We start from the raw sequence: 22,905 nt of genomic DNA, 5'->3' as shown, positions 1-22,905 counted from the left end.
ATAAGTTATAGAATTCGGATTGAACATTTTGGTCATTTAACTTAAAATAAAGTTCAAAGGAGTAATATTAAATGACTGAAAAGCATAAAGAAATGTCGACTGTGAAATTTTCGCTAGTAACGCTTTTAAATGCCACAATTACGGGAGCTGAGTTAGTTGGCGGTTTAGTTGCGGGCAGTTTAGGGTTGGTATCTGATGGTTTTCATAATATGGAAGATACTTTGTCAGTCGTTTTGTCATTTATTGCTCATTTAATTGGTAAAAAGGCTAATGATGAACGGCAGACTTTTGGTTATCAGCGCGCTGAAATCTTAGCCGCTTTTGTCAATTCAGCTATTTTAATTGCAATTACAATTTTTTTAGCAGTGGAAGGTCTAAAGCGGCTCTTTCATCCACAAAAAGTTAATGGTCATCTGATGTTAATTGTAGCGGTGATTGGTTTTGTAGCTAATCTGATTTCCGCTCTGATCATGATGCAGGGTTCACAACATAATTTAAATATTAAAGCAACTTTTTTACATATGGCGGCGGATGCCTTGTCATCTTTTGGCGTCATCTTAGCCGCAATCCTGGTGCAACTGTTTAATTGGTACTGGGCGGATCCCGTGATTACGTTAATCACTGCCGTTTGGATTTTAAAAGAATCACTGGAAGTGGTTAAACAAACGGTCGCAATTTTGATGGAAGCTAGTCCGCAAATCGATTTACAAGCAGTTTGTCAACAGATTCAAGCCTTGCCTGAGGTGGTGCGGGTACATCATGTGCATGTTTGGCGCATTGATGAACAATTGATTGCTTTTGATGCACATATTAATGTTCAGGAGGATGAACCGACTTCCCAGTTAGAACAACTCTACCAAAAAATTGCTCAAATTCTCAAAGAGTACGGCATAGAACACGTCACACTACAACCAGAATTTAAGCATGGTTTACAGGAGCAAATAGTCCATCAAAAACGGCCTGATTAATAGAATTTGATGCGATTTAAGGGCCAATAACGAACTTTGACAACCCCTAAAATTTGGTCTTTTTTGACGGGGCCAAAACTACGACTATCAGCCGACTTGCGGCGGTTATCGCCCATTACAAAATAATTATCTGCGGGAACATGAGAAATACCAAACAGATTTTTTAATTTAAAATTCTTGGTGAGTAACTTTCCCGGAGCTAATTTGGCTTTGTAAGGATCGAGGTAAGGTTCGTTAATAGCTTGGTGATTGATGTAAGTGGTATCGTTTTTAGAAGTGATTTGATCATGCGGAATGCCAATCACCCGCTTGACAAAAAGTTTGTTCTCAGTGGATCCGGGGGGATCTAATAAGACGATATCACCGCGGTGAATCTGAGCATTGGGTTTAACTAAAACGCGGTCGTTAGCGTAAAAGTTGGGCTGCATGGATTGACCATGTACGGTGCCATTAATCCAAACAACATTAAATAAAAGATAAGAAAATAAAGCGACAGTAATGATAAAGCCGCCTAAAATGATGATAAATAAGTGATTTTTGTGCCAAAATTGTTTCCAATCCCAGTGAAGCTGTATCTTCATACGGAAGCCGCCTTTATTTTTTAATTCCCACCGTGTCAATCTCTTCTGAAAATCTGAAGGGATCATGCTAACATAGAATAGATAGGCTAAGTAAGATAGTGAGATGAAGTTATGTTATTGCATAGTATTAGTGGTGTGTTAATCATTTTAGGAATGATTGTAGTTGGCTATTGGTTGACAGTCAGACAATGGTTTGATGAAAATTTTAGTCAGATTGTTTCTAAATTAGTAACGCAGATAGCCTTACCGTGTTACATGATTAATACTATCACGTCTAAGTTTTCTAGAGGAGAACTTTTTCGGATTTTTCCTGATTTAAAATTTCCAATTTTATCAATGATGTTATTATTCATAATTTCCTGGGTGATGCAGTCTGTTTTACGGATTGATTCCAAACATCGAGGTTTGTTTAAATCTATGTTTTCCAATTCGAATACGGTCTTTGTGGGTTTACCAGTGAACATGGCGCTGTTTGGTAAAGCCAGTTTGCCATATGTTTTAATTTATTACATGGCTAATACGACGTTTTTTTGGACGTTAGGCGTGTATCTGATTCGCTTGGATGGTTCGAATAATGAAAAACTAAAATGGTCAGAGATGCTCAAAAAGATTTTTTCGCCACCATTACTTGGTTTTTTAATTGGCGTGATTTTGGTTTTATGTCATATTTCAGTGCCTACTTTTTTGAATTCAGATTTTAAATATATTGGTAATTTAACTATTCCGCTCTCTATGTTTTTTATTGGGATGAAATTAGCCCAAGTGGGCTTAAAGAATATTCGCTTAAGTAAAGATATGTTGGGTATTTTTTTAGGACGGTTTATCTTAGCACCAGCCTTAATGTTTATCTTAGTTAAGTCGGCATCCGTCCCAGTTTTAATGAAACAAGTTTTTGTTTTACAAGCAGCGATGCCAGTGATGACGAATGCCCCGGTAGTAGCGAAGTTGTACGGTGCGGATTCCGATTATGCAGCTGTGATGGTTACTGCGACTACGATTTTTAGTTTGGTGATGGTGCCCATTTTAATGAATGTAGTGACAATTAGTTTTTGATAGAGGAAGATTAATGGTTAAGTTGATTTTAGTGCGGCACGGACAAAGCGTGGCTAATGAACATAATGAGTATACAGGTTGGTCAGATGTGAATTTGACCGCAAAGGGAAGGCAGCAAGCACAACATGCTGGTCAATTATTAAAGCAACATCAATTGACTTTTGCCCAAGTACACACTTCAGTCTTAAAACGAGCGATTTTGACAGCTTATCTAATTCAGGAGCAGTGTGCAGCATTAGCGACCCCGATTAATAAATCTTGGCGCTTAAATGAACGTCATTATGGCGCGCTACGCGGGTTGAATAAAGATTTTACCCGGCAAAAGTTTGGTGCGCAACAGGTAGCCTTATGGCGGCGGAGCTTTGATAGTGTGCCGCCGTTGTTACCAGCGGTAGATACTAGTCAGCGTGTGTATCAAGGGTGGCCGCAAGACATTTTGCCGCGCGCGGAAAGCTTAAAAATGGCCCTAGAACGGACGGTACCATATTTTCAAGAGGTGATTGGTCCTAAATTAAAAGCGGGGCATAATCAATTGATTGTTGCGCATGGCAGTACATTACGAGCATTAATCAAATATTTGGAACAGATTTCTGACCAGGCAATTGATGGCGTCGAAGTGGGAAATTGTGAACCTATTGTTTACCAATTAGACGCTCAATTACAGATTATAAGTAAAGTAGTTTTAACAAAGTAACACTCTTAATTAGGTTATTGCATAAAAAATAGAGGTTAATGATCATTCCACCCCACCCAGCAGGTTCGTTGTGTTAATGATCTTAACCTCTATTTTTATGATTCCAATTAATTAGTATTCATCTTCATCGTCGTCTTCATCATCCAGCTCTTCCGAATTATATTTAATCTTGGGATCACGTTGAATGAGCTGTAACCGGTCAGATCGCACCTGACCCAAGGTTAAAGGAACATATTCTGTGACCACATCGGAGTAGGATAAGCCGTACCAAATTGCCGGCGTCACGGTATACTTTTGAAGCCAGAGACGACTTTGGATTAAATTCTTTTTCCAATTGTTTAGTTGCGTATCTGGTGATAAAACCTCGCGAATCAAAACGAAGGAAAAATCCCCCACACTACGATCCGGAATCGTAGTATAACGTTGTGGTTGACGCGGAAGTTCTTTTTTAATCATCATTTCGTTCACGATTTGGCGCAAGAAGAAATTAACTTTTTGTTCCATACGAAAACCTAAATATAACTGTACATTGACCATATAATCAGTGCCGTAAGTGTCCACACTATAAGCAGTCGTGTACGGTTTATCAGTAACATTCACGGTCACAAACCAATAAACTTGAGCCCGTTTAGGACGTTTATCTAAAATAGAATACAGAATGTCTTTTTTGATTTTATAACCATCTTTAACTTTGGCTAAATAAACCAAATTAGTGGTATACATGGGTAAGCTTTGGTCCTGACTTAATTCGCGTAATTGATTTTTATAAGCTAGTAAAGACACATATTCACGGTGGAAGGTATTATCATTTTTCAATAATTCACCATACCGCCAGATCACCATGATGATGATTAATAAAAGCGCAATTCCTAAAGTAATATAGCCACCATGTAAGAACTTGACGCTATTGGTAATTAAAAAGACCGTTTCAATCATTAAGAAAAAGGCAATGACAAGACGCGTTAACCAGCGATTAACTTTGGTAGTTGATAACCAGGCGTTTAATAATAAAGTAGTCATCAACATAGTAATGGTAATTTCTAAGCCGTAAGCGGCGGACATTTTAGCTGAAGTTTGGAAGAAAATAACAATAAAAGAACAAATAACCCAGATAATGTTATTCACAGCCGGAATATACAATTGACCTTTGAAATTGGTCGGATAATTCATGCGTAAACGCGGTAAAATTTTTAACTTCGTGGCTTCCGAAACCAGCGTAAAGGAACCCGAAATTAACGCTTGCGAAGCGATAATCGCTGCTAAAGTAGCTAACAAAGTCATCGCTAAGCGGTAGCGTTGCGGAACCATTAAGAAAAAGGGATTAAGATCGGTCAGTTTTTGATAAGCTGCTTGTCCCTTAACTTGGTTAATCCAAACCGCTTGGCCCAAGTAATTAATTAAGAGGCACAATTTAACGTAAGGCCAGCTACCATAAATGTTATTGCGGCCGACGTGCCCCATATCCGAATACAAAGCTTCAGCACCAGTAGTTGCCAGAAAAATACTCCCAAGAATAAAGATCCCATTTTTATTTTGTGGACTCACGAGCACTTTAAAAGCGTAATAGGGATTTAAAGCGCGCAGAAAACTCCAATCACCGGCTAAGCGATACAGGCCGATTACTCCTAAGCACGTAAACCAAAGCATCATAATTGGTCCAAAAGCTTTACCAATGGCTTCCGTACCGAAGCGCTGAATAAAAAATAAGCACGATAAGATAATGATTGTGGTTAAAATGACTGTTCCTTGCGTTGTAATGGGAATATGATGCAAAATTTGGACACCTTTTAAGCCTTCAATAGCCGTTGTGACGGTGACCGCGGGCGTCATCATGCCATCAGCCAGAAAAGTGGCGCCACCAATCATTGCTGGAATAATCAACCACTTAGCTTTTTTGCGAACCAAAGTGTATAAAGCAAAGATACCACCTTCGCCATTATTGTCAGCTCGTAAAGCAATTAAAACATATTTAGTGGTCGTGATAATAGTTAAAGTCCAAAAAATTAACGAAACGGTTCCCAAAATAAAATCTGTTGAAATATGGCTCAACCCACCATTGCCATGAATTAAAGACGACATGGTATACATTGGTGAAGTACCAATATCACCATAAACCACACCTAAAGCAACTAAAATACCACCCATGGATAGTTTATTTTGCAAATTTTTCTTTTGCTGAATTGTATTCTGAAATTTCATAGTTAATCGCTTGTCCTTATTTAATCTAAAGATAATCAAGGAAAACTCAAAAAAAGCTAGAGTATTAACACAAAACAGATTCAGCCAAAAGCATTTTTAATGCCGCTTGTTAGCAGCACTGTTTAGTTTTTGGTAAGGTGTCAATATTACATTATTGTGCTCTTTCTGGTTACCTCGTAAAACTTAGATTTAATTTTTCATGTAACTTTTAAGCTGACTGCTAAATTGCTGCTTTTAAAACTTGAAGTGCTCTTTAATCATAGTTGATTATAACAGAAAAAATTGCGAACAACTGAAGAGCTTTTCTAACAGAAAGGTAAATGATATGATTAGACAGATTAAATTTTGAAGGTGTCTTATGAAAAAGTTTGTTGTTTTCCCAGTGTTACTGAGTTGGTTATTTATTTTTAGTTTGGTATTTGCTGTGAAACCAATTCAAGCGCAGGCTACTAAAGCGCGGTACCAAGCTTATCAACAATTACTGCAACAAAATGAATTTAGCGGCAGTGTCTTGTTAATTAAGCATGGTAAAACTTATTACCGCACAACACAAGGATATAGTAATTATCAACAGAAACAGCCGTTGACACAGCACTCAACGTATCAATTAGCTTCATTGGAAAAGGCGATTACAGCAACACTATTAATGAAGGCCCAAGAGCAGGGCAAATTGCATTTATCAGATCCGTTAAGGAAATATTTTCCCCAAATTCCGTATAGTGCCAACTTGACTTTGTGGCATTTATTAACAATGCAGTCGGGATTAGTGATGGATCCAGAAAATCCTAATGTCACAACGCAACACCTGCAGCATTATTTAAAGATGCATGTAAAAGTGGATAAAAAATATATTAATCGGTGGCATTACAGTGATGTTAATTATATTTTGTTGGCACAAATTTTACAGCGAGTTTACCATCAATCTTTTAGCCATTTATTTAATCGTTTTTTTAAAAAACCATTGCGGCTGCACAATACTAATGTGACAGCGGATTATTTAGCTAACCCGTACCATGTAACTGCCTATGCAGTTAAGGATCAAACGGTGAATTATCAAATACCGTTAACTTGGCAATGGTCACAAATTCACTTTGAACGAGGTGCCGGCCAACTATACTCGAATCCCGCTGAGTTTTATCGGCTGCAAAAAGCGATTATTCAAGGTAAAATTATTACGAAAAGCGATTTACGTAAATTACGAACGCCAACAGCTAATGGTCTATATAATGGCGGTGTTTATCATGATGTGCGGCAACATTATTTTTATGCGCACGGGGTGCAACAAGGCTTTGATAGTGTGGTTTTGATGAGTGATGATGCAAAAACTGCCGTAATTTTATTTAGTAATCGGCATAACGCGAACGCTACTAATTTTATTTTATTGGCTAAGCAATTTTACGAATTAATGAACAAATGAGGTTAAAAGATGTTTACTTATTTAACAGCTGGCGAATCACATGGCCCGCAATTAACTGGTATTATTGAAGGTTTTCCCGCCGGAATGGCAGTAGATTTGGAGCAAATTAATAATGCCTTAGCAAAACGACAAGGTGGTTATGGTCGTGGCAATCGGCAAAAAATTGAGCATGATCAAGTGCAAGTTACTGGTGGTCTTCGCCAACAAGTCACTTTAGGTTCTCCCATTGCCCTAACAATTACCAATCGTGATTTTAGTCATTGGCAAGATGTTATGAATCCGTTAGCTACCACGTCCAAGCGGGCTAACTTGCGGCAAGTTAAACGGCCGCGTCCAGGACATGCAGATTTAGTTGGAGGAATGAAGTATCGTCATCGGGATTTACGGAATGTGTTGGAACGCTCGTCAGCGCGCGAAACCGCAATGCGGGTGGCTATTGGCAATTTATGTGAGCAATTATTGAACCAGTTAGATATTCAATTAGTCGGTTATGTTTATCAAGTTGGACCGCAGGTCGTTGGCAATCCTCAGAATTTGGGGGTGAAGGCCATTCAACAGCAAATTCAAACTAATGATTTACGAATTTTGAGTAATCAACAAGAACCGATCATTAAGGAACTCATTGATCAAACTAAACGGGCAGGTGATACTTTAGGCGGCGTTGTGCAAGTTATTGTGGAAAACGTGCCTGCTGGTTTAGGCAGCTATACTAGTTGGGATAGCAAATTTGATGCCCAAATTGCTGCTAGCGTAATGGGCGTCAACGCAATTAAAGGAGTTAGTTTTGGCGCTGGCTTTTTGAATAGTGAGCATTTGGGCAGCCAAGCAATGGATGCCATCACTTATCAAGATCAGCACTGGCAGCGTTCTAGTAATCATTTAGGTGGATTTGAAGGTGGTATGACTAATGGCATGCCTTTGATTATTAATGCAGCGATGAAGCCATTACCGACGCTGTATCATGCCTTGCCGTCAGTGAATATTGATACGAAAGTTGAGCAAAAGGCCAATGTTGAGCGCTCAGATACTACGGCCATTGTCCCCGCCTCGTTAGTGATTCAAAGTGTTGTGGCCATTGAATTAGTCAAACAAATTACTACGACTTTTGATGGTTCCAACTTGGGACGTTTACAAGAGCAAGTTTCGGCTTACCGTCAAGAACTGGATGAATATTAACCAGCTGAGCTTGAAACTAAAGGGACTGCACAGTTGTAGAAGTTTCCAGTGCGAACTTGACTGTGGAATTAATTTTTAAGAATTAAGGATCAAGAGAATGAAAGATTTACGATATGCGCCGCAAGGTTTACACGGAACGTTAACCTTACCGGGTGATAAGAGTATTACGCATCGGGGGTTAATTTTGGGAGCGTTAGCTTCGACCCCGACGCTTTTACACCAAGCAAGTTTGGGACAAGATTGTTTGACGACATTAGCAGTGTTACAAAGCTTTCAAATTCCGATCCAACGCTGGCACACGACAATTAAAATTAGTGGTCGGCCCTTGAAATTTTGGCGTCCCACTCAAACAACGCTTAATTTTAATAATTCGGGAACGTCCGTGCGCTTATTAATGGGACTGTTAGCAGGGGGCTGGTGGCGCTTAACCTTAGTGGGGGACGCTTCGTTAACTAAACGGCCGATGGCTCGGGTAAGTGTTCCCTTGCAGCAGTTAGGAGCCAATATTAGGACCACTAACGAACATTTGCCGGTTATCGTCACGGGACAAAAGTTAGACGGTACGCAAATTGAATTAGCCGTGGCGAGTGCACAAGTTAAAAGTGCGGTTATTTTGGCTGCCTTACAAGCCACGCAACCCACAACAATTGTGGAAAAATTGCCGACACGCAATCATACAGAAGTAATGTTACGTCAGTTTGGGGTACCAGTTGTCACCGCAACGGATCAAAGGACGATTACAGTTTTACCAACTACTCAATTCAATGGTCAGGAATTAACCATTCCCGGGGACCTGTCGGCGGCGGCCTTTTGGTTAACGGCGGCGACCTTAGTCCCTAATTCCCATTTAAAAATTAAGCATGTGGGGTTAAATCCTACGCGGAGTGGCTTTTTGCAAGTCCTGCAGCAAATGGGTGCCCAAATCCAAATTAGTCCCCAAACGACGACCGGGGAATTATGGGGGCATTTAGAAATCAGGACCAGTCGTTTAAGCGCGATTCACTTAACTGCTCCACAAATTCCTAGCATCATTGATGAGTTGCCGTTGGTAGCTTTACTAGCGGCCAATGCACATGGAACTAGCGTGATTGAAGGCGCGCAAGAATTGCATTATAAAGAAACTGATCGCGTTCAAACAGTGGCCCAAGAATTACAAAAATTAGGTGTGAAGATTCAAGCGCGAACTGATGGTTGGCAGATTGAAGGTCCAACGCAGTGGCAGCAGCACAACGTTAAATTGGATAGTCATGGTGATCACCGTTTGGCTATGATGTTAGCGATTGCGGCATTAACTGTTCCGGCGGCACTCACATTAAATAACGAACAATGTGTGGCAATTTCTTATCCTGAGTTTTGGCGGGATTTAGATAAGGTTATTGGAGTTTAAGTCATGGATATTATTTTGACGGGATTTATGGGAACAGGTAAAACTACAGTGGGGCAACTGTTAGCACAGCAATTGGCATTACCGCTCTGGGATTTAGATCAGTGGATTGAACAAGCCAGTGGTCAAAGCGTGAACACGATTTTTGCTGTTGAGGGTGAAGCGTATTTTCGCAAATTGGAACAGCAGGCGTTAGCACAAGTATTAACGCAACCAGGAGTGTTAGCATTAGGTGGAGGTACGTTGGAAAATACTGACAATGTGCAAATTTTAAAACATTCCCCCGTACCGATCATCTGGTTAGATGCACACATTCCTGTTATTTGGCACCGAATTAAAAATGATACTTCCAGACCGCTAGCCCAAAATATGCAACAGCTACGGCAATTAAAGGCAAGACGACAAGCAAGTTATCAACAGGTAGCAGACATTGTTGTGCAAACGGACACATTGTTGCCAACACAAGTTATGGCTCAAATCTTAACGCAAGTTCAAAGTTTATAAAAAAGGTCAAATCACAATGTAAGCAACAGTAAGTAGTTGTGGATAACTTTTTGTGCCGGACTCAGTGGTCGGTAATTTCAAAGTTAGTGTCAATAAAATAAGGATAAAAAAAGAAAATGCTCGTCTTGAGGCGAACATTTTCTTTTTCGGTTACTGCCCAAAGCAGTAGTTGGTGTTGAATGACATTCAATTTGAAAGTAAAGTTTGAACTTTGTTATTGAATACAGTTAGTACTTAACTTTAAGCTAAAGCACCCATTGGATCCCAAGGCGCCAAAACTTTTGGATCGTCACATTCAGCATCATAAGCTGCTTGCGCTTTTTGTGGCAGGTATTTTTTGTTGATAACTAATTGGTAAACAAATTGATCGAACCAAGCATCACTCATCACAAAGTATCCTTTAGTTCCCACTTTTTCACCCCAAGAGTTTTCAACTTTCCACTTGGTTGGTTGGCCTTGATCGTCTAAGTCAACTCCAGTTAAGACCATGGCGTGGTTCATTAAGCTTTCGCCATAATCTAACCGTTGCGCTTTAGTCATCGAAAAATCGATATTAAATAAGTCAGCTAAGTTATAGATTTTAGTATCTAAAATTCCCTTTTTGCGGTCGGACATGGCGGAGACATCACTACCAAACCACACGGCTTCGCCGGATTGAAGTTGTTTGACGGCACTGGCTTTAAAATCTGCTAATTCTAAGTTTAAATGCCGAACATTGCGGCCAGCGACGACATTTCCTAATAATTCGACAGTGTAAACATGATTATAAGGCTTGTCGTCAGTTGGAGCATTAATGGTGGAAATATAATCTGGTAAGTCTAAATCAATATATTTTTTATAAAATTCTTGTGGCGTAATGGCTTTTTCACAATGAAATTGATTGTCATCATCGCGATAAGACCAATCAAATTGTACGGGTGGTTCACCTAAAGCATAAGCTAATAACCGGTAAACTTCGGATAACATCTTTTCTTTACGTTCTTCAACCGTGGCGTCGGGAACACCGTCTTTGAGCCATTGGCGTAAAGCAACAGCATCTTTGCGTAATTTAGTGTTTAAAACGCTGTTTAACTCTGAAGAATTAGTTCGACTAGCAGTATCGGGCATCACGCTTTTCGGCACAACACCATATTTTTCAAAGAGGGCACAAACCATGTCCCATTGTCCACCATCTTGTTGCGGAGTGGTCATTAAAAAGTCGACTTTGCGATCACCAATGGGCAAATCAGCAGTTTTAATGACATTTTCGTAGAAATAATTGGCTTTTTCGAGTTTGTCCCAGAAAAAGACATAGCCTTGAGATAACTCAAAGTCTTTAATTTTAAATTTGCTTTGCATGGGATGGCGCAAGGTATTTAACGCTGCAAAAACCCAGCAAAGACCGGATTGTTTTTGATCGGCAACTTTTCCAGTAGTTAAATCAATGGAAAAAGTCGGATCCATCGCGATTTGTGATTGTAAAGTTTCGCTAGATTGATAAATACCATTATTGGCAACACTGTTTTTGATGACTTGTGCCGCGGGCATTTGGTCAAAATCTGCTTGAAATTGTTGTAAATCAGCTTGACTGATTGCTTTTGTCATAAAAAATCCTCCATTAAATTAAAAAAGCTTAAGCTAAATATAGCGGAAAGTTGGACGTTTGACTAGTACTTTAACGAATATTGTCGATAACTTGGGGACCTTCAGGGCGACCGATGACCACGGTATTGACTAAGTCTAAGAAAAGACCATGCTCAATAATTCCGGTTTGGTGGTCTAACCAGTCAGCTAATAAGTGCGGATGTTCAATCTGGTTTAAATGTAAGTCCACAATATAGTTATTCATATCGGTTTTGACTAACTGTTGTGGTTTTTCATACCGTAATTGGGGGTGAAGTTGTTCCTGAGTTAAACGTGCAATTAATTGTTGGGCACCAAAGGGATTAACTTCTAAAGGCAGTGGAAATTGACCTAATTGTTGCACCATTTTAGATTGATCAACGATCCATAAATTGCGTTTGGAATTAATTGCTACGGTTTTTTCATAAGTTAAAGCGGCACCGCCACCTTTGATACCTTGAAATTGGGCATCGACTTCGTCGGCGCCATCAATAGTTAAATCGGCCTGCTCGATGTCTGCTAGTGGGTGCATCTTAATTCCCAGATTTTGGGCCTGTTGATAGGTCCTTTGAGAAGTGGAGACACAATCAACTTGTAAATGCTCTTCTTTGACGCGGCGAGCTAGTTCTTCAACCATATAAAAAGCGGTGGAGCCAGTACCTAAACCTAAAATCATATCTGATTGAACAAAATCTACGGCTTTAATAGCCGCCATCTTTTTTAATTCATCTTGATTCATCAGTATTATCTCCCTTGTCTGAATTGATTGCTAATAACGATTGAAACTTGGGTTCACGCTGAAAAAATTGGCGCGCAAACGGACAGACTGGTACAACTGTTAAGTTTTGTTGTTGTACCCAATCAAGCGTCGCTAATAAAATTTTTCCGGCTAAACCTTGGTTGCGATATTCTGGTTGGACAAAAATTTGATCAATGCTAATCGCCTGTTTGTGCGGTAATAACGTATAGTGTAATTGTACCATGGTCTCACCTTGGGGATTGGTTTGGAAAAATTCTTGGTCCTTGTGCTCAAAAGCCAAAGTTGTTCAACTCCTTAATGTATCGTCTGGTTAAATTAAGTATAATCTAAATTATTCATAATAAGAAAAAATTGAAAGAAGAAAATTAAAGTTATGGTAGAGCGTAAATTTGAATTTGTCACTCGGTACCAAAATCAAGGCTTGATTTTGCCCAAAAGGCAAACGCCAGCCGCCGCAGGATATGACTTAGCGGCCGCCGAAGATTTTGTTGTACCTTCTATTTGGAAACATCCCTTGGCCCAACTGATTTGGCGGCAAAGTCGCTATCAAGAAACTACTCGCTGGGCTCAGTGGGCCCAGAAAGTTTTACAACCAGTTTTAGTACCAACTGGTTTAAAAGTCAGTTTACCTGCAGATGAAGTGTTGTTGTTAGTTAATCGCTCTAGTGGTCCGTTGAAGCGGGGCTTGATGTTGCCTAATTCCATCGGGGTGATTGATGCAGATTACTATAATAATGCCAAAAATGAAGGCGAAATTTTTGTGCAAATGTTAAATTATTATCCAACTGATTATCTAATTAAAAAGGGTGAACGCATTTGCCAAGGCATTTTTATAAAGTATTTACGGACAGCTGATGACCAAATTAGTACAACACCGCGGCAAGGCGGCTTTGGTTCTTCAGGTAAGTAGAAATTAATAATAGGAGATGAAGTACATTGGCCAAAGCCAAAACGCGTTATGTATGTCAAAACTGTGGTTATATTGCGCCCCAAATGTTAGGAAGGTGTCCAAATTGTGGGGCCTGGAATCAATTAGTGGAAGAAGTTCAGCGGCCGGTTAATACAAAAGCTACTCCTAGTCGCGTTAGTTCGACAACGAGTCAACCAGTTAAATTAAATCAGGTCAGTTTTGATGAACAAAAACGGGTGCAAACAGGCTTGACGGAATTAGATCGAGTTTTAGGTGGCGGAGTAGTGCCGGGGTCATTGGTGTTAATTGGCGGTGATCCAGGAATTGGGAAATCGACCTTATTATTGCAGGTTTCCGGACAACTGGAGCAAACGGGGGGCCGAGTTTTATACGTTTCCGGCGAAGAAAGTGCAGCCCAAATTAAATTACGCGCTAATCGCTTGCAAATTCAAGGTGACAACTTATATCTCTATCCAGAAACGGACATGGGAGCTATTCGCAATGCAATTAATGAACAAAAGCCAGATTATTTAGTGATTGATTCCGTACAAACAATGAATGAACCCGAATTAGCTTCAGCTATTGGCAGTGTCGCCCAGATCAGAGAAGTAACAGCCGAATTAATGAATATTGCTAAACAACAAGGCGTTACTGTGTTTGTTGTCGGGCATGTGACTAAAGGCGGTGCCATTGCGGGACCCAAAATTTTAGAACATATGGTAGATACGGTCTTATACTTTGAAGGCGATTTACACCATAATTATCGGATTTTGCGTTCGGTCAAAAACCGCTTTGGCTCGACCAATGAAATTGGCATGTTTGAAATGGTCAATACGGGATTACGTGAAGTCCAAAATCCATCGGAAATTTTTTTGGCCGAACGCTTGAATAATGCAACGGGTTCTGCGGTGGTAGTTTCTATGGAAGGGACACGGCCTATTTTGGTAGAAATTCAGGCGTTAACATCGCCAACTTTGTATGGTAATGCCAAACGTACGACTACAGGCTTGGATCATAATCGCGTGGCGGTGATTTTGGCAGTTTTAGAAAAGCGAGCCAATATTTTGCTCCAAAATCAGGACGCCTATCTCAAAGCCACAGGGGGCGTGCGTTTAGATGAACCAGCCATTGATTTGGCGATGGCGATGGCGATTGTTTCTTGTTGCAAAAATCGGAGTTTAGCGAGTGACGTTTGTTTCGTCGGGGAAATTGGCCTCACGGGCGAAATCCGCCGTGTTAATCTGATTGACCAACGGGTCAAGGAAGCCGAAAAGTTAGGCTTTCAAACGATTTATGTCCCTGCTAACAATGAGTTAGTACGAGGGGATTATCCAGACATTCAAATTGTTGCGGTGCACACCTTAAATGAGACTATCAAAAAAGTATTTTTATAATTGTATAATTTTTCACTAAAAAGTGATTGCTATCAGAAAATCGGTGTGTTACGATTACAAAAGATTAGACAGTTTTAATTTTGCAATTTTATTATTGGGGAATAATTAAGGTTGCGTTCTTTGGGGGAGAACTACATGAAGCACGATATTAGGGGACTTAACAAAAAGCCTAAAAAAATTGGGGTTATGGCGACGATGACGGTAACTAGTTTGGCTTTGATGGGGGTTAATAAATCCAGCCAAACAGTTCATGCGGATGTTCAAGATAGCAAACTAGACACTGATCTCAATTCAGCGGATAGTAATCCGAATCTGGCGGCAGCTACTGATCAAACAGCTTCGACTAGTTCAGAGCAGGTATCAACTTCACAGTCAGCAGGACCAATGGAAACGCCATCGACACAAAATAGTGCAGCTAGAAGTCAGGCTAATGCTGACGCAGCTGTGGTTAATGATAGTACTCCGGTTAGTCCTGAGTCTACAAATGATGTTCCACAAGTTAATAATCATGTAACAACTAACTTACCAACAACTACTCAACCTGTGTCCTCATCAAGGAACTCAGCTAATAATATTGAGGCTACTGGAGATCAGAAGAGGGTGGTCAACGTGCAACCTGCTCAGTCCAAAAGCCAAGCAAGTGTCGGAGCAGAAATTCCATATGTTGCTCATGATTTAGTAGTTTATCCGGATCAAACGAACATTGACATTGATGCTGGATTGGCGGCCGGTGTTAATGGGGATTTGACCCATCAAATTCAAGTGGTTGATAATGCGGGGTTTGATCCCCAGCATTTAACCGTTAATAAAAGTTATAAAGTGTCGTACAGTGTTAGCGACAGCAGTAAGACGACTAATTTTTCAAGAAATATTGTCGTTAATCGAGATCAGGCAGCAGTAAAAACCGATGGTAAGAAGCGCTCTGTTTATGCTGGCAATGAAACCAATCACGAATGTCCTAGTAAATGGGATTTTGCGGATGTGATCGATAGTGATGGTCAAGCAGTAGCCGATGCTGACAACCAAGTAGCAGTTTTAGGTTGGGACGAATTAATGGCGGCGGTTAATGATCCGGAGATGAATTATGATACCTGCACTGATAAGACCCATTTTACTGATTTTAGTGTGCCAACCAAAACAGTGACTTTAACTTATCAATTTACCGCTCTTTCGGGTCAGGTGATTAGTGTACCAGTAACGGTTCAAGTGATGCCGAACTATGCTCACGTACAGGCTCAAGCTGATCAAACTATTCCTCAAAGTCAATTAGCAACCGACCAGTGGCAGGCTGCAGACGGCTACGATTTGGGCTCAGATGAAAATGGCATTACAATTACGCCAGCAGATAAGGTTGAGACGATCGGCAATGTTGATGTCACGACGGCTGGCTTGTATGAAACAACTTATACCTATACGGATGGTAATAATCATCAGCATCAGGCAACAACGCAGGTCACGGTTAGTGCACCCACTGCTAAAGTTGTAACGCATGGTTCTACGATTGTTATGGGACCGAATACGCCAGTTTGGCAGCCAGCCGATAATTTAGATGCAATTTTTGATAGTAATGGTCAGAAAGTTGACAACCCACAATTTAGTACCGATCAGCCAGTAGATGTTACGCAAGCTGGTGAGCAAAAGGTTAATTATCACTATACAGATGAATATGGTAATGATATTACGTCGCCAGAAACAATTCATTTAGTTAGAAGTCAAGTCGCCTTAGTTGGTCAAAATTTGACTTTAGTTGCTGGACCTAACACCACTTGGAATCCGATTGAGGGGTTAGCTTATTTAACTGATGAAACTGGTAATAAAGTTCAACCAAGTGATCTCAACGCAGCTAATTTAACAGTTAGTGGGGACAATGTGGATCCACACAATCCAGGTGTTTATAACGTTCATTATGTTTATATTGATTCCGTTGGCAATCAAGCGGAGACTGATTGTCAGGTAACAGTTGTCCCTGATATTTCGGCTATTGAAGCCCAAGGCACAACCGTCACCCAAAGTAACCAACCAGCCAAGGCTTGGACTAAGAATCAATCATTAGCTTTAATTAATCGTTTTTTGGATGAACACGGAAGTACGTTGATTGGTCGCAACGGCACGATTGATCCGGATTTAGTCACGATTAGTTATCAAAAAAAAGAGGGTCAAAATTACACGCCTGTTAATAATGTTGACGTGACCACTCCGGGCTATTATGAAATTGATTATAGTTATACCGATCATGCAGGCAAGACTTCGACCAGCAAGGCGATAGTGATGGTGGCCCCGGATATTGCCGACATGACAGTGCAAGATATTACGGTGACCCAAAGTAACAAAGCTACTAATGCATGGAATGATTCGAAGTCGTTGGCCTTGATTAATCGCTTGGTTAACGAACGCGGCAACACGTTAATTGGTCGTGACGGCACGATTAAGCCCAATTTAGTAACAATTAGTTATCAGAAAAAAGACGGTGACCAGTACACCGATGCCGATAATGTTGATGTGACCACACCCGGTTATTATGAAATTAATTATAGCTATACCGACGGTGTGGGTAAGACGGTGACCAGCAAGGCGACCGTGATGGTTGCGCCCGACATTGCTAACATTACGGCACAAGACACAACGGTGACCCAAAGTAACAAAGCGTCCAATGCGTGGAATGATTCGAAATCGTTAGCTTTGATTAATCATTTTGTGAGCGAGAATGGGAATACGTTAATTGGTCGCGATGGCACGATTAATCCGAACTTAGTGACGATTAGTTATCCGCAAGGCGATGTTGATGTAACCACGCCGGGACAATACCCGATTAATTATAGCTACACTGACAATGCGGGTAAGACCGTGACAGCTACAGCCAAAGTTACTGTTAATCCAGATGTTGCAAACCTTGCAACGCAAGGCACTACTGTCTCACAAAGCTCTAAGGCTAATGCTAGCTGGACTGAGGATCAATCCTTGGCCCTCATCACCCAATTAGTTGATGAAAAGGGTAATAGCTTACTAGATAGCAAGGGTCAAGTAATTGATCCTACTAAAGTGAAAATTACCTATCCTAATGGAAAAGTTGACGTTACGACTCCCGGTCATTATGAAATTAATTATAGTTATACGGACAATGCTGGTAAGACGGTAACTAGTCAAGCCACTGTGGTGGTTGCTTCCGATATTGCTGACATTACAGCGCAAGATACGACGATCACCCAAAGTAATCAAGCTGCTAATGCGTGGAATGATTCAAAATCGTTAGCCTTGATCAATCGTTTGGTGAATGAAAGTGGTAATACGTTAATCGGTCGTGATGGGACAATTGCTCCTGGTTTAGTGACAATTAGTTATCAGAAAAAAGACGGTGATCAGTATATCAATGTTGATAATGTTGATGTGACGACGCCGGGTTATTATGAAATTAATTATAGTTATACTGATGGTGTGGGCAAGACGGTAACCAGTAAGGCAATGGTCATGGTAGCCCCTGATATCGCCAACATCACAGCTCAAAATACAACGGTGACCCAAAGTAATCAAGCTGCCAATGCGTGGAATAAGTCGAAGTCGTTAGCCTTGATCAATCGCTTGGTGAACGAAAGTGGTAATACGTTAATCGGTCGTGATGGGACGATTGCTCCTGGTTTAGTGACAATTAGCTATCAGAAAAAAGACGGTGATCAGTACATTGATGTCGATAATGTTGATGTGACGACGCCGGGATATTATGAAATTAATTATAGTTATACCGATGGTGCAGGTAAGACGGTAACCAGTCAAGCCACTGTGATGGTCGCGCCCGATATTGCCGATATTACAGCGCAAGATACAACGGTGACGCAGAGTAATCAAGCAACTAATGCGTGGAATAAGTCCAAGTCATTAGCTTTGATCAATCGCTTGGTGAACGAAAGTGGTAATACGTTGATTGGTCGTGATGGGACGATTAATCCTAATTTAGTGACAATTAGTTATCAGAAAAAAGACGGTGACCAGTATATTGATGTCGATAATGTTGATGTGACGACACCGGGTTATTATGAAATTAATTATAGTTATACCGATCATGCTGGTAAAACCGTAACCGCCAAAGCCACTGTGATGGTCGCGCCCGATATCGCCGATATTACAGCGCAAGATACAACGGTGACGCAAAGTAACAAAGCAACTAATGCGTGGAATGATAATAAATCTTTGGCTTTAATCAGTCGTTTTGTCAGTGAGAGTGGTAATACATTAATTGGCCGTGATGGCAAAATTAATCCTAATTTGGTGACAATTAGTTATCAGAAAAAAGACGGTGATCAGTACATTGATGTCGATAATGTTGATGTGACGACACCAGGCTATTATGAAATTAATTATAGTTATACCGATCATGCTGGTAAAACCGTGACCGCCCAAGCAACCGTGATGGTGGCCCCCGATATTGCTAGCATTACGGCCCAAAATACGACGGTAACGCAAAGTTCCCAACCAGCTAATAGCTGGAATGATAATAAATCTTTGGCTTTAATTAGTCGTTTTGTCAGTGAGAGTGGTAATACGTTAATTGGCCGCGACGGTAAAATTGATCCTAATTTAGTGACGATTAGTTATCCCCAGGGGAATGTGGATGTAACCACGCCCGGACAATATCAAATTGACTACAGTTATACCGATCATGCAGGCAAGACAGTGACCACAACAGCTACCGTCACTGTGAAGGCCGATCAAGCTCAAATGCAAACGCAAGATCAGACCATTACCCAAAGCACTGACGAGCACGCTGCTTGGACTGATAATCAATCCTTAGCCTTAATCACCCAACTCGTTGATGAAAATGGCAGTAGTTTACTGGATAGTAACGGCAAGGTAATTGATCCCTCTCAAGTAACAATTAGCTATCCTAATGGTCCGGTCGACGTGACGAAACCGGGTAATTATGAAATTGTTTATAGCTACACTGATCACGCTGGTAAAACAGTAACAGCTATCGGAACAGTGACAGTTGTTCCCGCTTCAAAGATTATGGTTCACAATACGTTAGTAATTATTGGTCCGAATACACCAGCTTGGCAGCCAGCCGATAACTTTGATCAAGTAACAGATAGTCAAGGTCGAGTAGTCACTAATCCTAATTATCATGTTGATGGGTCAATTGATGTGACGCAAGCAGGTGATCAAAGCGTTATTTATCACTATACTGATGATTTGGGGAATGATATTACAGCTTCAGCAACAGTTAAGGTCGCTAACACTCAAGTTGCCTTAACCGGTAAAAATCAGACAATCGTTGCTGCTGCTGACGCTAAATGGCAACCAATATCTGGATTAGATCATCTGGTTGATGAATATGGTAATATCATTCAGCCTGATAATATTGACACAAGTCGGTTGAGTATTAATGGGGATGAAGTGGATCCTACAAAACCAGGCAATTATCAAGTTCATTATATTTATACCGATTTAGCGGGCAATCAAGCCCAAGCTGATGCTGATATCCAAGTTTTGAGCCCAATAGAGATCAAGGCGCATGATTCAACTATTATTGCCGGCCCACAAGCTTCTTGGAAGGCTCAAGATAATCTGACTAGTGCGACTGATGAGAATGGTAGTTCTTTAAATATTGAGCAACTGCAAGTTACGGGAGCAGATCAAGTTAATCCACAAGTACCAGGCGATTATGTTGTCACCTATGAATATACCGATCAAGATGGTAATCATCAAGCAACAGCAGTTACAGTCCATGTCGTCTTAAGTCAAGTGGCATTAGTTGGTAAAGATCAAACGGTAGTTGCTGGCACTAGTGTCCATTGGGATCCAGTAACTGGATTAGATCACTTGGTGGATGAGCAAGGCAATCTGGTGCAACCGAGCGCTATTGACCCAAGTCGATTAACTATTTCTGGTGATCAAGTAGATCTAACAACACCTGGAAAGTATGTAGTGCATTATGTTTACACTGACTCGGCTGGCAATCAAGCCCCGGCAGATTCGACGATTACTGTAGTCGCCGATGTATCAGAGATTAAAGCACAAGCCACTACTTTGATTGCTAAACCTAATGCGCAATGGAGTGATGAACAGTCCTTGGCTTTGATCACTAGTTTAGTCGATGAGCATGGTAATAGTTTATTAGATTCAGACGGTAAAGTGCTTGATCCTAGTCAAGTGGTTATAAGTTATCCTCACGGCAAAGTCGATCCTAGTACTCCAGGAGAATATCAGATTAATTATAGTTATACTGATGGTGCAGCGAAAACTGTGACGGATAGTATTTTGATTACCGTTCAAGCAAGTAAAGCGCAAATTATTACGCACCCAAGTACAATTACAGCCGGTGCGGATGCTTATTGGGATCCAATGCTCAACTTGGATCTTCAGCATTGTACTGATGAGAAGGGTAATCCGTTAAATAAGGATCAAATTAAGGTTACCGGTAGTGTGGATGTGACAACTCCGGGAACTTATACAATTCATTATGCTTATGTGGATAGTGAAGGAAATACTTGGACCCAACAAGATGCCGTGGTAACAGTGAAGGCTAAAGCTACAGACACGAATACTGGAGATAATCATCAGCCAGATACTAATCCAGGCACCAATCCGACAAATCCGAATAAACCAGGAGAAGCTTCAAGTTATACGGTTCATGTCACTGATTTTCATGTACAACTAGGTGATGGGCGAGTTTGGACACCACAAACGACTTTTGCGGGTATTACTGATGCAGCTGGGCAACCAGTTTCTGTTGATACACAAAAAATTCCACAAGTGGCTGATGAAAAACAAGTGCCTGCTGAGACAGGATTATACTATTCCGGTAATGTGAACATTGATAAAGTAGGCGATTACTACGTCACTTATTATTATCGTGCTGCCAATGGTCAGCTGTATCAAAGCATTGCCCACATTCAAGTAGCAGGTCAGGATGTTAAACCCAATTATGCAGTGCATGTGACGAACTTTAGTTCACTAGTGGGTGACGGGCGAGTTTGGACGCCCAAGACGACTTTTGCGGGCATTACTGACAGGGAGGGACATTCCATTGCGGTGGATACCGATAATATCCAGCAAGTCGCTGATGTTGATCATGTTCCAACCACTGCTGGACTCTATTATTCTGGTAATGTCAATGTTAACGAAGCGGGAGATTACTTTGTCACCTATTATTACCGTTCGGTGGAAGGGCAATTATATCAAAGTGTTTCGCATGTCAAAATAGCGGGTAAAAATAACTATACCGTTCATGTCACTAATTTTAGTTTGCAGTTGGGAACGGGGCAGATTTGGACACCGCAAACGACCTTCGCCGGCATTACTGATGAAGTTGGTCAACCCGTCACAGTGGATTCGACCAAGATTTCGCAAGTTAGTGATCAAGATCATGTGCCGCTAACTGTAGGATTATATTATTCGGGAACAGTGGATTTGACCAAGGCCGGCGATTATACGGTGATTTACTACTATCGGGCTTCTAATGGTCAGTTATATCAAAATACTTCTAATGTCAAAGTAACAGCTAAAGATAGTAATCCTAACAATTCGGGAACGAATAATAATCCTGCACCACCAAGTGGTTCTGAGACTAACAATAATACTGTTCCAGCAACGCCTGCTCCGACGCCTAGTACGCCCAATTATGTTGTTCATGTGACGGATATTAATTTACCAGTTGGTAGTAACTGGACACCACAAGCTAGTTTTTCAGGTTTAACAGATAAAAATGGTTACCAAATTAGTGTGAATACGAATAATATTGAGCATGTTAGTGATCAAGATCACGTGCCTGCTTCGGTTGGTTTATACTATTCCGGCCAGGTTAATACTCAAAAAACGGGTAATTATTCTGTGACGTATTATTATCGAGCAACTGACGGAAAGTTGTATCAAAATACGGCGATCGTTAAAGTGACGGATGCTCTTAATCAACCAAGTGCTACAACACCGCCAAATCAAACAATAACCACGACTAAGCCATTGGCGACGCAACCTAAGCCGATTTTCCAGAATGCTGGTGCGACGACGCCATTGACTACACAACGGCCAATAACCAGTTTGACAACTGATCCACAGCAAAAATCGCAGAGTAATCAAGAAAGTTACCCGCAAACGGGGAATGATTCTGCAACTTCTTGGCAAGTTGCGGGCGGATTACTCGCCGCAGCTGATGTTTTGTTAGCGAAGTTTGGTTATAAGCGCAAGCAATAAATTTAATTAATTAAATGATATTGATACCAAGATGTTTAAAATTGAGTACGATAAAAAAGAAAATGTTCGCTTCAATTAGGAC

Annotated in this window: 15 protein-coding genes; 10 read left to right on the top strand and 5 right to left on the bottom strand. The window is 40.7% G+C overall.

Going from position 1 to position 22,905, the window contains the following annotated elements; translation table 11 throughout:
* Nucleotides 1–71 precede the first annotated feature (71 nt).
* Entirely contained in the window at nt 72–968 is an 897-nt protein-coding gene (locus tag AC3B5S_RS02865; protein WP_489757171.1) for a cation diffusion facilitator family transporter, read from the top strand.
* Here AC3B5S_RS02865 and lepB read toward each other — a convergent pair.
* Nucleotides 965–1,549 (bottom strand): signal peptidase I, encoded by a 585-nt coding sequence (gene lepB / locus AC3B5S_RS02860; protein WP_489757172.1) that lies wholly within the window; start codon nt 1,547–1,549, stop codon nt 965–967. The two genes, AC3B5S_RS02865 and lepB, sit on opposite strands and share 4 nt — an antisense overlap.
* A 111-nt stretch (nt 1,550–1,660) precedes the next feature.
* Here lepB and AC3B5S_RS02855 point away from each other — a divergent pair, with 111 nt between their 5' ends.
* The gene (locus tag AC3B5S_RS02855; RefSeq protein ID WP_489769196.1) at nt 1,661–2,602 is read left to right on the top strand and encodes an AEC family transporter; all 942 of its coding nucleotides are present in this window, start codon (nt 1,661–1,663) and stop codon (nt 2,600–2,602) included.
* Nucleotides 2,603–2,615: 13 nt separating this feature from the next.
* Nucleotides 2,616–3,296 (top strand): 2,3-bisphosphoglycerate-dependent phosphoglycerate mutase, encoded by a 681-nt coding sequence (locus AC3B5S_RS02850; protein ID WP_489769195.1) that lies wholly within the window; start codon nt 2,616–2,618, stop codon nt 3,294–3,296.
* A gap of 111 nt (nt 3,297–3,407) precedes the next feature.
* Here AC3B5S_RS02850 and AC3B5S_RS02845 read toward each other — a convergent pair whose 3' ends face one another.
* A complete protein-coding gene (locus AC3B5S_RS02845) occupies nt 3,408–5,495 on the bottom strand; it encodes a KUP/HAK/KT family potassium transporter (protein ID WP_489790051.1) in 2,088 nt (695 codons plus the stop codon).
* Nucleotides 5,496–5,853: 358 nt separating this feature from the next.
* On the opposite strand from AC3B5S_RS02845, the gene AC3B5S_RS02840 reads away from it, so the two are divergent.
* The 4 genes from AC3B5S_RS02840 (at nt 5,854) to AC3B5S_RS02825 (ending at nt 9,976) form a co-directional block, all read left to right on the top strand.
* Complete coding sequence (locus AC3B5S_RS02840; protein ID WP_489790050.1) at nt 5,854–6,912, top strand: serine hydrolase domain-containing protein; 1,059 nt, start codon at nt 5,854–5,856, stop codon at nt 6,910–6,912.
* A 9-nt stretch (nt 6,913–6,921) separates the two neighbouring features.
* Nucleotides 6,922–8,088 (top strand): chorismate synthase, encoded by a 1,167-nt coding sequence (gene aroC, locus AC3B5S_RS02835; RefSeq protein WP_489774769.1) that lies wholly within the window; start codon nt 6,922–6,924, stop codon nt 8,086–8,088.
* A 97-nt stretch (nt 8,089–8,185) separates the two neighbouring features.
* A complete protein-coding gene (gene aroA / locus AC3B5S_RS02830; RefSeq protein ID WP_489774770.1) occupies nt 8,186–9,475 on the top strand; it encodes a 3-phosphoshikimate 1-carboxyvinyltransferase in 1,290 nt (429 codons plus the stop codon).
* Between the two features lie 3 nt (nt 9,476–9,478).
* Nucleotides 9,479–9,976: a shikimate kinase gene (locus tag AC3B5S_RS02825; protein ID WP_489774771.1), complete on the top strand. Its 498-nt coding sequence runs from the start codon at nt 9,479–9,481 to the stop codon at nt 9,974–9,976.
* A gap of 240 nt (nt 9,977–10,216) precedes the next feature.
* Here AC3B5S_RS02825 and AC3B5S_RS02820 read toward each other — a convergent pair whose 3' ends face one another.
* The 3 genes from AC3B5S_RS02820 to AC3B5S_RS02810 all read right to left on the bottom strand — a co-directional run bounded on the left by AC3B5S_RS02820 (nt 10,217) and on the right by AC3B5S_RS02810 (nt 12,618).
* Nucleotides 10,217–11,560: a C1 family peptidase gene (locus AC3B5S_RS02820; RefSeq protein WP_489774772.1), complete on the bottom strand. Its 1,344-nt coding sequence runs from the start codon at nt 11,558–11,560 to the stop codon at nt 10,217–10,219.
* 70 nt (nt 11,561–11,630) lie between these two features.
* On the bottom strand, nt 11,631–12,317 hold the full coding sequence (gene rpiA / locus AC3B5S_RS02815; protein ID WP_489757181.1) for a ribose-5-phosphate isomerase RpiA: 687 nt from the start codon (nt 12,315–12,317) through the stop codon (nt 11,631–11,633).
* The gene (locus AC3B5S_RS02810) at nt 12,304–12,618 is read right to left on the bottom strand and encodes a GNAT family N-acetyltransferase (protein ID WP_489757182.1); all 315 of its coding nucleotides are present in this window, start codon (nt 12,616–12,618) and stop codon (nt 12,304–12,306) included. Before AC3B5S_RS02810 ends, rpiA begins: the two co-directional genes overlap by 14 nt.
* A 93-nt stretch (nt 12,619–12,711) precedes the next feature.
* Between AC3B5S_RS02810 and AC3B5S_RS02805 the strand changes: the two genes are divergently transcribed.
* The 3 genes from AC3B5S_RS02805 to AC3B5S_RS02795 all read left to right on the top strand — a co-directional run bounded on the left by AC3B5S_RS02805 (nt 12,712) and on the right by AC3B5S_RS02795 (nt 22,823).
* Nucleotides 12,712–13,248: a dCTP deaminase/dUTPase family protein gene (locus AC3B5S_RS02805; protein ID WP_489757183.1), complete on the top strand. Its 537-nt coding sequence runs from the start codon at nt 12,712–12,714 to the stop codon at nt 13,246–13,248.
* A gap of 26 nt (nt 13,249–13,274) precedes the next feature.
* On the top strand, nt 13,275–14,642 hold the full coding sequence (gene radA / locus AC3B5S_RS02800; RefSeq protein WP_489757184.1) for a DNA repair protein RadA: 1,368 nt from the start codon (nt 13,275–13,277) through the stop codon (nt 14,640–14,642).
* Between the two features lie 135 nt (nt 14,643–14,777).
* Nucleotides 14,778–22,823: an immunoglobulin-like domain-containing protein gene (locus AC3B5S_RS02795; protein ID WP_489790049.1), complete on the top strand. Its 8,046-nt coding sequence runs from the start codon at nt 14,778–14,780 to the stop codon at nt 22,821–22,823.
* Nucleotides 22,824–22,905: the final 82 nt, after the last annotated feature.

The organism is Bombilactobacillus sp. ESL1094 (assembly GCF_058107425.1).
Note: the sequence above shows the minus strand (reverse complement) of the source record. Positions and strands in the feature narration are given on the sequence as shown.